The sequence below is a fragment of the Caballeronia udeis genome, assembly GCF_044909315.1.
GTDB classification, from domain to species: domain Bacteria; phylum Pseudomonadota; class Gammaproteobacteria; order Burkholderiales; family Burkholderiaceae; genus Caballeronia; species Caballeronia udeis_A.
Genome location: NZ_JBIYEB010000046.1, coordinates 16,036 through 26,656, shown reverse-complemented (window position 1 = coordinate 26,656; position 10,621 = coordinate 16,036). Strand labels below are relative to the sequence as shown.

The 10,621-nt window shown below is 55.9% G+C and carries 11 protein-coding genes; 5 read left to right on the top strand and 6 right to left on the bottom strand.

All coding sequences use genetic code 11. The features are described 5' to 3' along the window. Window positions 1–800 precede the first annotated feature (800 nt). The 3 genes from ABH944_RS41230 to ABH944_RS41220 all read left to right on the top strand — a co-directional run bounded on the left by ABH944_RS41230 (window position 801) and on the right by ABH944_RS41220 (window position 3,488). The gene (locus ABH944_RS41230; RefSeq protein WP_404614615.1) at window positions 801–1,697 is read left to right on the top strand and encodes a hypothetical protein; all 897 of its coding nucleotides are present in this window, start codon (window positions 801–803) and stop codon (window positions 1,695–1,697) included. 26 nt (window positions 1,698–1,723) lie between these two features. Then, entirely contained in the window at window positions 1,724–2,191 is a 468-nt protein-coding gene (locus tag ABH944_RS41225) for a zinc metalloprotease (protein WP_404614613.1), read from the top strand. A gap of 139 nt (window positions 2,192–2,330) precedes the next feature. Next, on the top strand, window positions 2,331–3,488 hold the full coding sequence (locus ABH944_RS41220) for a porin (RefSeq protein WP_404614611.1): 1,158 nt from the start codon (window positions 2,331–2,333) through the stop codon (window positions 3,486–3,488). Window positions 3,489–3,722: 234 nt separating this feature from the next. On the opposite strand, the gene ABH944_RS41215 is transcribed toward ABH944_RS41220, so the two are convergent. Further along, window positions 3,723–4,040: a hypothetical protein gene (locus ABH944_RS41215; RefSeq protein WP_404614609.1), complete on the bottom strand. Its 318-nt coding sequence runs from the start codon at window positions 4,038–4,040 to the stop codon at window positions 3,723–3,725. A gap of 34 nt (window positions 4,041–4,074) precedes the next feature. Further along, a complete protein-coding gene (locus ABH944_RS41210; RefSeq protein WP_404659690.1) occupies window positions 4,075–4,254 on the bottom strand; it encodes a hypothetical protein in 180 nt (59 codons plus the stop codon). Between the two features lie 248 nt (window positions 4,255–4,502). On the opposite strand from ABH944_RS41210, the gene relB reads away from it, so the two are divergent. Beyond that, window positions 4,503–4,724 carry a type II toxin-antitoxin system RelB family antitoxin gene (gene relB, locus ABH944_RS41205; RefSeq protein ID WP_404614607.1) on the top strand — a complete coding sequence of 74 codons (222 nt, stop codon included), beginning with the start codon at window positions 4,503–4,505 and terminating at the stop codon, window positions 4,722–4,724. A 514-nt stretch (window positions 4,725–5,238) separates the two neighbouring features. Here relB and ABH944_RS41200 read toward each other — a convergent pair. The 3 genes from ABH944_RS41200 to ABH944_RS41190 all read right to left on the bottom strand — a co-directional run bounded on the left by ABH944_RS41200 (window position 5,239) and on the right by ABH944_RS41190 (window position 7,108). Further along, window positions 5,239–5,436, bottom strand: coding sequence for a hypothetical protein (locus ABH944_RS41200; protein WP_404614605.1), 198 nt, complete (start codon window positions 5,434–5,436; stop codon window positions 5,239–5,241). Window positions 5,437–5,452: 16 nt separating this feature from the next. Next, window positions 5,453–6,451 carry a hypothetical protein gene (locus tag ABH944_RS41195; protein ID WP_404614603.1) on the bottom strand — a complete coding sequence of 333 codons (999 nt, stop codon included), beginning with the start codon at window positions 6,449–6,451 and terminating at the stop codon, window positions 5,453–5,455. A gap of 267 nt (window positions 6,452–6,718) precedes the next feature. Beyond that, entirely contained in the window at window positions 6,719–7,108 is a 390-nt protein-coding gene (locus tag ABH944_RS41190; RefSeq protein ID WP_404614601.1) for a hypothetical protein, read from the bottom strand. Window positions 7,109–7,644: 536 nt separating this feature from the next. On the opposite strand from ABH944_RS41190, the gene ABH944_RS41185 reads away from it, so the two are divergent. Then, window positions 7,645–8,181, top strand: coding sequence for a hypothetical protein (locus ABH944_RS41185; protein ID WP_404614599.1), 537 nt, complete (start codon window positions 7,645–7,647; stop codon window positions 8,179–8,181). A gap of 319 nt (window positions 8,182–8,500) precedes the next feature. Here the strand turns inward: ABH944_RS41185 and ABH944_RS41180 are convergent, their stop codons facing one another. After that, window positions 8,501–9,895, bottom strand: coding sequence for a hypothetical protein (locus tag ABH944_RS41180; RefSeq protein WP_404614597.1), 1,395 nt, complete (start codon window positions 9,893–9,895; stop codon window positions 8,501–8,503). Between the last annotated feature and the right edge of the window lie 726 nt (window positions 9,896–10,621).

The following is a 10,621-nucleotide window of genomic DNA, read 5'->3' as shown; positions in this document are numbered from 1 at the left end:
GCGGTCGCCTAAAGGCGTTCCCGCAACGGGAAAGAGACCAGACAGGAAGTGCTTGATTTAATGAGATTTTTTAATAGGGCCGTTTCGCAAAGCCGCATGGCGCCTAGGCGCTGCTATCCCCGTAAAATGCAACGAAATCAAGGGGACCCCTAGGGCTACGCAATTGTGAGCCGCACCACAGGCTGGGATGGCTGTTCTCCCGCTCGGCGCGACCAGTGGGCATCGTAAACCCCTGTAAATATATACAGTCCATGCTCTACTTAGCGGACGGTGCCGGCTTGGCGTTGTCGTAGTACTACGAGCGGCTCACGCGCTTTCCCGGGGCAAGAGGCGCTCTGGAGCAGGGCGAAGTTGGCCTCAATAAAAAATCCATGAAATTACCCTAAATCGCCGCACGAAATGCCCGATAGGGTCTATCGGGCGAGTGGGGTGCGCGTCCTTTGATCGGATCTTAGGAGGAGGGGCGATGGTAGAAAGTCTTTCATTTTTCTCCCGGCTCATCCTTCGGCTTGAGGGGCGGCTTTGCGTCGGCAATCAAGCGCCGTAGCCATTCGATGCCGTACCGATCGACCTTCGCCCATAGGGCGTCCGTTAGCCTGATTGTCCGAACGCGCAGGCGGTCCTCGGGCGGAAGGGGCGGGCGTCCGCGTGGACGTTTCGAGTCATTTTCCATGGCTGCATTGTAATTCGTTTGCGTGGCACAACAAATCTCTCGAATCGTCTTTACTGTGACACAGTAAATACTTGCTAGTGCCTATTTATTGTGACACCATAAATCGAAATACATGAAGGAGTTAGCGGTGAGACCAACAGTACGCATCCTCGGGAAATTGGCTTTGATGTTGATAGCAACGTTGGCAGGTAGTGCAGCGCAGGCAAATGACGCCATTACGGCGGTCAACAATGAGATTGGTCTGTCCATCGGCAGTCAGAATATTGCCTACCACGAATCCAATGGCGCGCCCTCATGGTTGCCGACAGGCCCTGACGGATATATGGACAGCGAAATCGGCAGCATGCCCTCCTACGCACTGACGTACAGTCGCCAAGGTTCTCTTTTCGGGCTATCGAACGTTTACACGCAGTTGAATGCGACTGTCACTGCTGGTCAAATCGAATATACGAGTGGGTCGATCGTCACAATGACAATGAAGTGTTCTGGCCTTCCTGGAACGAGCTCGACCTCGTATTGCAGCGAGGAGCCAGTCCAGTCGTCCTTTGCACAAAATCATTCGAGCTATGAGATCGACCTTAGCGGGCGCTTGGGTCGAGCTTTCGAGGTTAGTAAAAAGGCACAAGTTACGCCTTACGTCTCCCTTGGAGGTCACTATTGGCTCCGCCACGCACCTGGCGCCGGGGAAGACACTTACACGAACGGATATGCCGGCATTGGGGCGCTCACTCAATACGCCCTCACTCCGCGCCTAGTAGTCGGTCTCGACGCGGGGGTTGCCGAGACCTTTGGTGCCGCGTCATTCGAGAGTAACGTGCGTTACCCGTTGGGTTCCAGGCCGATGATCGCCGCTTCCCTCGGCGTCGACTATGCAGTTAGCAAGCGTTGGCACGTCACAGCAGCGTATGCGATGGCCCATTGGCGATACGGTGCCTCCAATTTCCAATCCTCCCATACGTACGAACCAGCTGACTGGACAACAACCCAAACAGTCTCGATCGGCATCGCCTATTCGTACCGGTAACCAGATCCAAATACAGGAGAAAGGAAATGAATCTGATGATGGCGTTGATGGCGTTCTATCACTTGCCCTCTGCCCCGCTTCTCGGTGCGACTGTGGCTGCTCTAGCCGCGATCGTTGCGGGATCAGCAGCTCACGAATTGGGGCATTGGATGCCGGCGCGACTCTTCGGCGTAGTTGGAAAACTTAAATTTTTCCCGAATTACGGTAAGTCCCCTCTTGGGTGGGTGGCGGTAATGGGAATCGTGGTGGATGACGATGAAATCGCGAAGTTGAGTCGGTCTCAATTTCGGGTCGTTGTCCTCGGCGGAGTATTTTTCGAGCTGTTGTTCGCCCTTGTTTGCTTGTATTGGGGAGGGCGGTTACCCGGACCTGGTTGGATCGGTTGTGGCGTCGCGGCTAGCGCCGCGTTGCGCCCACTAGCGGTCGCAGTCAACTTGGTTCCGATCGCGCGTGCCAGGAACGATGGATGGCAGTTTCTTAATCCACCCATGTGACGGCCACGACCTGATCAGTCAATGAAGCAGTCTTATAGTCGCATTGTGACTACGAGGAATGCCTTTAGGAGTACAAATTTTTCCATATCCTGAAGGCGCTCCATCTTGCCAAATAGTTTCAACACTCTGGAGATCATCAATGAAAAAATCGCTTTTCGCTCTCGCTGCGCTCGGTACATTCGCAGGCGCCGCTCACGCTCAGAGCAGTGTGACGCTGTACGGTATTGTCGACGCGGGCTTCGTCTACGCCAACAATATCGGTGGTAACAAGCTCTATGAACCGAGCGCCGGCAACCTGCAAGGCGATCGTTGGGGCCTGCGTGGTACGGAAGATCTGGGCGGTGGCCTGAAGGCACTGTTCGTGTTGGAAAACGGTTTCAACGCGTTCACCGGCAAGCTGGGTCAAGGCGGCGACGAATTCGGCCGTCAAGCCTACGTCGGTCTGTCGAGCCAGTACGGTACGGTCACCCTCGGTCGTCAATACGACTCCGTGGTGGACTACACCGGCGCGTTCGAAGTGGGTAGCCAGTGGGCGTCGTTCTACGCTGCGCACCCGGGCGACCTGGACAACATGAACAACTCGAATCGGGTGAACAACTCGATCAAGTATGCAAGCGCGAACTACAGCGGCCTCACGTTCGGTGGCTTGTACAGCCTGGGCGGCGTTGCTGGTCAATTCAACCGCAACCAGATTTTCTCGGCCGGTCTTGGCTATGCGCAAGGTCCCTTGGTGTTGGGCGCCGGTTACTTCAACGTCAAGAACCCGAACTTCTCGTTCTTCGGCAACAACTCGACGTCGAGCACGACGGCTTCGAACATGACCGGTTCGACCGTGTACTCGGGCTATGCATCGGCCAAGACGCAACAAGTGATCACCGCTGCCGGTGCTTACACGTTCGGTGCGGCAACCGTCGGCGCAACGTACAGCAACACGCAATTCAAGGATCTCGGACAGACGGTAGGCACGGGGCTCAACCCGCACGGCCTGAGCGGCAACGCCAAGTTCCACAACGCCGAACTGAACTTCAAGTATCAGCTGACGCCGGCTCTGTTGCTGGGCGCTGCATACGACTACACGAAGGGCTACGGCGTGAACGACGCGAAGTATCACCAAGGCGTGCTTGGCGCGGACTACTTCCTGTCCAAGCGTACGGACCTCTACTTCGATGCGATCTATCAACATGCGTCGGGTACGGATTCGACCGACCATGCCGCTGTTGCCGACATCAACGGCCTGTCGCCGTCGTCGACGTCGAACCAGGTTGCTGCTGTTGTCGGCATCCGTCACAAGTTCTAATAAGTCGTAATACAACTTGTCTTGAAACGCGCCTCCGGGCGCCTCTTTTTCCTGCTGGCTCCGGCTAGTATCGGGTTAGCTGCAGCATACGGCAAATAAAGCCTCCGCATCCTGCGATGCGAAGGCCTGCTATTTATTTCACTCTTTAGCGGCTGAACCGTGTTTTTGCGCGGCAGCGCAAATCTCGACAAAGGCGCAGAGCACCCCGTCAATCCGGAATGAGCTGTCGCGAAATTATCTTGATGCGGGATGTTCCGAGCTTTGGTGATAGATATTCAAAATCACCATGTCCTTACCATCGATTTCAAGAACGATTGTGAAATCCCGGTCTACCGGAACCCATCGGAAAGTCGGATTATTCGCGTCGCGGAATTCACCAGTAAGCAAGGACGGCGCGCCTTTCCATTGCAAATAGAGACGCTTCGCCTCTGCTTTTAGGTGCGTTGCATCGCGTCTTTTCGGAATGTCGAAAAATCTCGCGCGTTTCTCGTCAAATTCTTGAATGTCAGGCAAATCTTCGTCATGGACTGCCGGTGCAAATTTCAGAGCCATATTCTTTATTTTTAGTTGCGGATATGGCGTCTAGTTACTCGTCGTCAATGAGCTCGTCCAGCGTATAAAAGTGACCAGCTTTCACCGCTTCCGAGGCGGTTTTCGCGCGTTCGATTTGCTGCTCCAGGCTGTACTTTTTCCGCTCCGGAGCCGCTTTGATTCGCGGTTCATTCGGCAGCCGTTCGAGCCTAAATTCAGTTGGGCGGACAGGCATGTTGCCTCCAAAAAGCGTCTAGAAATCAATACTCATGATAACGCATTAGGCCCTTTTCGGGGCTTCCCCGTCCTTGCGGCCGGGTCGGGCTGTAGCGCCGCATCCACGCTCGCGCGGCGCTGTTGCTTGCGATCGCGGACGGCATCGAGCCACGCTGCGCGCATCTCGACCCATTCGGGCTGTCACCCCTAAGCCAAAACCGAGGTGACGCTCCAACGGGCGTGCCCTATCATGAAGGTCTCAAAAAGATGAAGGTCTCAAAAAGAGGTAGCTTTTATGGGCAAATTCCAATCGACCCCGCTCTGACAGAGCACAGTAGTCTCGAAGAGGCTCACGCCTACGACGCTTGGTTTCACGCCGAGGTGCGGGCTTCGCTCGACGAGGACGTACCTAACATCCCTCACGATCAGGCCATAGCGGAGATGCGCGAGCGTATCGAGCAGCGAAATCGGGCGCGCAATGCTCGTTGAGTGACGCCCAGCCTAAACAGGCCGGTGGCTCCCTCATGGACCGCCTCCAGGACGCAGCTTCTGAACCGCGTTTTAGCCATTGTAATTTCCAACCCTCAGGCAAGGGGCTCCTGCAATCCGGGGTGCCGTCAAGAAACGGATTTTTTCGTACGCGACCAAGACTAGGTGGAGAACCGTCATGAAACGAGTCATCCCGCTTGCGCTGGGAGGGTTGCTGGTGTGCGTCCACCATCAGTCGATGTGCCAGGCGAATAGTGCGTTCCGACCCCCGGTTCATCTGTCGACGCCTTAGAGCCGCGACCTTCGAAACAAGCCGACAATACCGTCGGCAGCCGCAGTAACTGCACCCGGCATACGAGTCGGATCAAGGGGTTGTGACGCATCGTGCCACAGCCCCTTTTCCTTTCGCGCCATAGTTCGCGCGATTGACCAACACGGCCGCCCCTGTGGATGCACCTGCGCATCTCGCGCGATGCCGCCGGGCTTACCCTGCGGCCAGTCTCCATATCAGCTCTCAGTCGCTCCTGTCGGCCGGGTCGAATTCCTCGTTGATCTGGTCGGTTCCATCATCACGGAGGAAGGCGTAGACCACCTCGTGTCCGTTCCAGTAGGCGAGCGCGAAGTCACCCAGATCAGCGACCATGCCGCATGGCAGGTCACGCAACAACATCCCAAGCCGTGTTGAGAACGCTTCAAAGGCAGGCTCTGTCATGGTTCGCCACAGAAGCTCACGGTGATGACACGGTGTAAACCGGCGTCACCAGCGTGTAGTTAACGTAAAAGCCGAGGTCTCCACCTTTCTCGCTCCCGAACGGTGCCATTACGGCCTCGTAGCAAACCTGTTTCGGATCGTTTTTCGTTAGCTTTGCATATGAGTTGTCACCAAGACTTATTTTTATGGGAACGACTACCGCGCTTACAGTAGGATCGATCGCTTCACCGGCAGGCGCGTAACGGCAGTCTCCGACCGGCCCCTGGTTATGCCCTGTACCATCGTTTCCCATTCGCCGATTGCCATCGTGGTCCGTGCCGGGATCGCCAATCTTCGGGAATCGCATGACGGTCCGGTTCTCGGAGACAGTGATGACCGGGATATAGGGCACATACGCCTCGTCGGATTCGCCTCCGATCGTTACGACGAATCGAATGTCTTGGCCTTTTACTCTTTTGAGTGTGAAGTACCTGTACTCGCCTGTACGCCAGCTTTTCCAGTATCCACGCTGTTCGGCGCCGGAAACCTGAAAGTACGCTGTTGCGTGGGTCGCAGCGTGTGTCGGAGCGAGCCACGAGACCTTCACGTCGACGGAATCTTTGGTCGCGTTGTAAGCAATTACGCGTGGTCCGCTCTTGAACGCTCCCGAAACGCAGATCCGGTACGCTTCAACAGCGTTTTCTGAGAGAGTCTGGGAAATGATGTTGACTGCTGTTTTTTGGTTCCAGTTGATTCCTGTCTGTTGGAAGAACTTGCTGGCTGTGGATTTTGCGTCATCGCTGTTTAATGAGGCAGGTACACCATAGATCGGAACGGTTGCTCCTATCTGCGAGCGCTCCGAAGTTGTCAGTGAGCTGTCGAGCAAGGTGGACATTGCAAACCGGGTTGCGGAATCCGCTTGCACTGTGCTCACGTCTTGCAAAAGGGTTTTCGTGCACTCGTCAGCGGATGCGTAGTTAAATACAGTCATCGAAAATAGCGTGATTAGACAACGGCGTACCTGTGCCTCAGTCATACCAACTCCATGTGCGTTTTGGGGTGACTCTATCTGGGCAGCCCGCACGTCTCTTGGCAGGGTGCGAGAGATCGTCACGGCGATTGCACAGCTGCCATGCCTCGTGGCAGGTTACGTAGCAACATCCTGGGCTGGGCGGCGAATCCTTCAAAGGCGGGAGCTGTCATGGCGTGAACCTCCGCACGCGAGCCGCCTTCGACGGAGGGCTACGCGGGTCCAGCCGCGCGTACGTCGCCCGCGGCCACGGGGCCTTGCGACGCTGCGCGTTTACTGGGACCACTGGAGTCGTAGCACGGCGTGGTCGTAATCTCCGAACGTGGTGGGACAGGTAGACGGCAGCGCCTGGCGCAGGGGATTGTGGTTGGCATCTCGGGGAGGCAGGTCGGTATTGCTTTTGCCGGGGTGCTCAGTTGGAAAGGAGACACTGCACAGGATCGTCCCATCCTTGCCATGCAGGTTGACGAACACCTGGGCCGAACTGACAGACCATTCAGGCTGGAGCCATCCGATACCCTCAATCCAGGCCCTGTCGGGATGGTTCGGATCTCGGGTCAGGACGATCTCCGGACCCGGGTCCCAGTTGTGACTGCGCGCCGGATCATCGTAGTGCCAGGTTGCATAGCCGCCGAGATCCCAGCAGGGATAGGAACTGAACATGGCCCGGTCCGGCGTGCTGTCCGGGGATGGGTCAACCCGGTCGATCTCGTGAGCTCGGCCCTGGCAGTTCTTGTATCGTGGTGCACCCGGCGGGTCAGCGGGCTGGGCCGCGTGCACCACGCCGGGAAGGACCAAGATGGCTAGCGCAAGCAAGAGCGACCTGAACATGGCGACCTCCACGGGAAGGCGGTGTGCTGCGGATGCCGGGGGGTAGCGAGGGCCGGAACCTGTGGCTTCAGGATAGGTCAGCGGATTCGCCGCCATCCGCCATAGATGCCGCGCGAGCCGCCGCGCCTTGTAAAATTTTCCGAGGCGCAAGGTAAGCAGTGGCTCGACGGCCATGCTTGGTGCGCGGCGACCAAAACATTCTCTGAAAACGTCGGAAGCTCAACACTTTCCGTCCAGGTGAGCGCACCGTCCGTGCAGCTTTCATGCGGATAGTCTCATCAGCTTCGTCACTTCAGTCGCGCAACTGTGGCGCCAGTCGCAGTTACTCTGGCGCCCTACGCCAGGCCACGAGCGACAAGATTAGTGCCGTGCAGGCAAAGCAACTTTTGCAGGCGTTGCAGAGCGTCCTCCATGACCCCCTGTTCGGCAAGCTCTCGCCGGGAACGATCGCAGGCGTCCACACAGCCCTCACACCGCTCGCAGATCTGCTCGACGCCGCCCCGAAGAAGCGTAAGCATCCCATTCACACGGCAAATAAGCATGGCGTTTTCACCGACTGCGAAGTGATCCGCGCGCAAGCACCGCGCAATCGCTCAGGCTCATCTCCCGCTGAAATCTGCCTTGCGCAGCCGGAGGAAGGTACATGGATCTTTTCCACGTCGCTGGGCATTGGCAGCGTCTACACAGGATCCCTTCCGTCATTGCACGAATTCACGGCCACCTTCCCGACACGAGGGCAAGCGCTCCGGGCTGCGGTTTCCGAAATCACTCGCCTGATGGATAACCCGAAGACACGGGCAGCGAAGGAGGCCAAGGGAGTGCATGAGTGGCTGAACAAGCTGTATGCCATGCCTGATCCGGACTGGACTGAAGAGATGGCCGACGCCGCGAAGGGGGTTTCATGAGTCGCCCGGCCATCTCTACCTAAACTATTCGGTTGGGTTAAGTACCTTCGCGGCCGCCGGCCCATTCAGCCCACGTTTTTCGGGAGGAGGCAGTACATTAATCGGGTTATTCAAGGAAACGGCAGAGACGTCTGAACTAACGTCAGCACTTGAGGCCGGAAGGCTTGTAGCCGCGGCTTTTTCCGCGCCTCCGTCTTGCTGGAGCGGGGTTCCGGCATATGCAACGTCCGCTGGTACGAGCGCCAAAACTACTATAATCCGAGCAATTTTTCTAAGTACTCTCATCGCTAATCTCCCTCGTAAAACGCATGAAGCTCGCTCAACGGCCACCACCTGCGGGGTTAGTCCCCGCAATCGCGACGTACCTATAGCCAATGGCGAGCGGCCTATCAAAAGTTTGAATCAAGGAAACTTGATCTTCGCTTATCGAGCCGACGGAAAAAGTCGATCCTGGCACCGGTGATGCACCCAACTGTTGGTTAGCGGCCTGCAAGGACGCCAACAAGTTATCCATAGAGGCTTTTACAGCAGTCAAGTCAGCAGACGACAACTGCCCGGCATCTTGGACCGTGTTTGACGATGCGTCAGAGGCGGCCGCCACTCCCGACGCTGCAGCCTTCGGGGCCGCGGCTGCTTTATCGGTCGGCGTGCCAGGCGTGCTCGGTTTTGCCGTGCCGGATTGCGTTGCGGCTTTGCTGGACAAAGCAGTAGTGAGCGCTTGCTGATTCGTTAGAGCCTTTTGAAGAAGGACATAAAGATTTGCCTGAGCTCCCTTTGCGGTTGACGATTTGTAGGTATATTCAATGCTCCGCGTTAAATAAATTCTGTTCACAAGTGCGACTTCGTTTCCGGGCGGGCTATCTGTGCCGCTTAACGTGTTAAGTTCGATATTTATGTTCTTGCTTTCACACGTTCCAATAGTTTTCTGATCGTTACAGAATTTTATGAGTGCTTGTTTCGCAACGATTGCAGGGACGCCATAAGTTTCCGCCGCCCTGATCGTAATTGAAACATCATCTTGATGGTTTCTTTCAAAACCAAAAATCGCTTGAAAAAACCTGAGCGGCACGCTCGCGCCGAAGCTTTGCGCATCAGCATGAGCGATAGTGAAGCCTGGAAACGCAACCAGCGGCAGCCGATTCCATACGGGATCGGCTGCATAAACGTTTATTATCGGCTTTTTATCAGAATCAGCCGTACCAGTAGGTGGTTGAGTATGGGAAGCTACAGTTGGCGGAATAACCGGCGAAGCCGCATGAGCGTTTAATTTTTTCCCTTTAACCACAGGCACTTTTTTTTCCGCAGCAACTTTCACGTCAGACGCGCCTGCTACCCCGCTCGCAGCATGCGAGGCGACGTCAGTAGTCGGTTGTCGCCATATTCCGTTCCCTGAGGGTGCGTCAGGGGTTGCCGGAAAACTCGGGACCTTACTGTAATAATCGTCTAGCTGTGCCTGCATCGGGACATACGCTAATTTGACTGAGCTCCAGAGAGCACCTTCAATCAAATTTCCACGCTTATCGCGTTCTCCAGTGGCGAGCGCAAAGACATCGCCAATGTGAATGTCTTCCGTTGGAGGATATATGGCTTTGATGTTGTATGTCTGGAGGGCCTGGGTCCACTCTTCAGACAGCCAATTCTGATCGTACTTGACCGCGCAACCGGAACAAAAAAGAGTGGTAAAAAAAAGTACACGCAGTGCTGACGCAGACATAGGCTCACCTTTTGTGTTTTTTTGGGACGCGTTTATCAGCAACCTGCAAATACTTTCTATACGAGTCAGACGCGTGATTCAAGCAAAATCTTCCCCATCTTCAATAACACAATATAGGTATTAAAAATATGATTGAAAGTTAATACCCATTAGGTATGTAAATAAAAATATCGTCCACTTCGACGACACTATGGCTTAAACACGCGGGGCTATTGCGCACTACCAGACAGTGAGATCGCTACGGAGGGCACGGCACGTCAGTCTGGCCGACTGGGCCCCAAGCGACACAGTTCGTGCGACAGGCCTACGCTCGCGCCACAGATGTAGCACGCGTCGCCCGCCAGCTCGGCCGCGTCTCGATCCCTGTCAGCGAGATGTGCGCAACTGCGGCGCCAGTAGCAATTACTCTGGCGCCCTACGGGCAACGGAGGCGGCCACAATTGCAGAGACTGTGTCGGTTGTAAATCAAGGGGTTGTCGCTCTGCGCCGCAGCCCCATCATTGGCGCCACAATTACGTGGGACGGTGCGACAGAGTTGGCGCGCCTCGCCTACATTCCCGTCAAATTAGTAGCATTTGCCGCGATTCACGCATTTACTGCTCGCGGAGTTCGATGCATGGTCATCAAGCCTCCCTCGGGTGTGGTTTGCGAGGGAGACATCCCGACGAGGGAGGCTGCGCGAGGCAATACTGCCGAATTCCACGTCGTCTCGTTGCAGGCGTCGAA

Coding starts and splice junctions, on each gene's coding strand:
- ABH944_RS41200 (WP_404614605.1), bottom strand. CDS start 5,436: ATGACAGAGCCTGCCTTTGAAGCGTTCTCAACACGGCTTGGGATGTTG.
- ABH944_RS41180 (WP_404614597.1), bottom strand. CDS start 9,895: ATGTCTGCGTCAGCACTGCGTGTACTTTTTTTTACCACTCTTTTTTGT.
- relB (WP_404614607.1), top strand. CDS start 4,503: ATGAAGGTCTCAAAAAGAGGTAGCTTTTATGGGCAAATTCCAATCGAC.
- ABH944_RS41210 (WP_404659690.1), bottom strand. CDS start 4,254: ATGCCTGTCCGCCCAACTGAATTTAGGCTCGAACGGCTGCCGAATGAA.
- ABH944_RS41190 (WP_404614601.1), bottom strand. CDS start 7,108: ATGTTCAGTTCCTATCCCTGCTGGGATCTCGGCGGCTATGCAACCTGG.
- ABH944_RS41195 (WP_404614603.1), bottom strand. CDS start 6,451: ATGACTGAGGCACAGGTACGCCGTTGTCTAATCACGCTATTTTCGATG.
- ABH944_RS41220 (WP_404614611.1), top strand. CDS start 2,331: ATGAAAAAATCGCTTTTCGCTCTCGCTGCGCTCGGTACATTCGCAGGC.
- ABH944_RS41215 (WP_404614609.1), bottom strand. CDS start 4,040: ATGGCTCTGAAATTTGCACCGGCAGTCCATGACGAAGATTTGCCTGAC.
- ABH944_RS41225 (WP_404614613.1), top strand. CDS start 1,724: ATGAATCTGATGATGGCGTTGATGGCGTTCTATCACTTGCCCTCTGCC.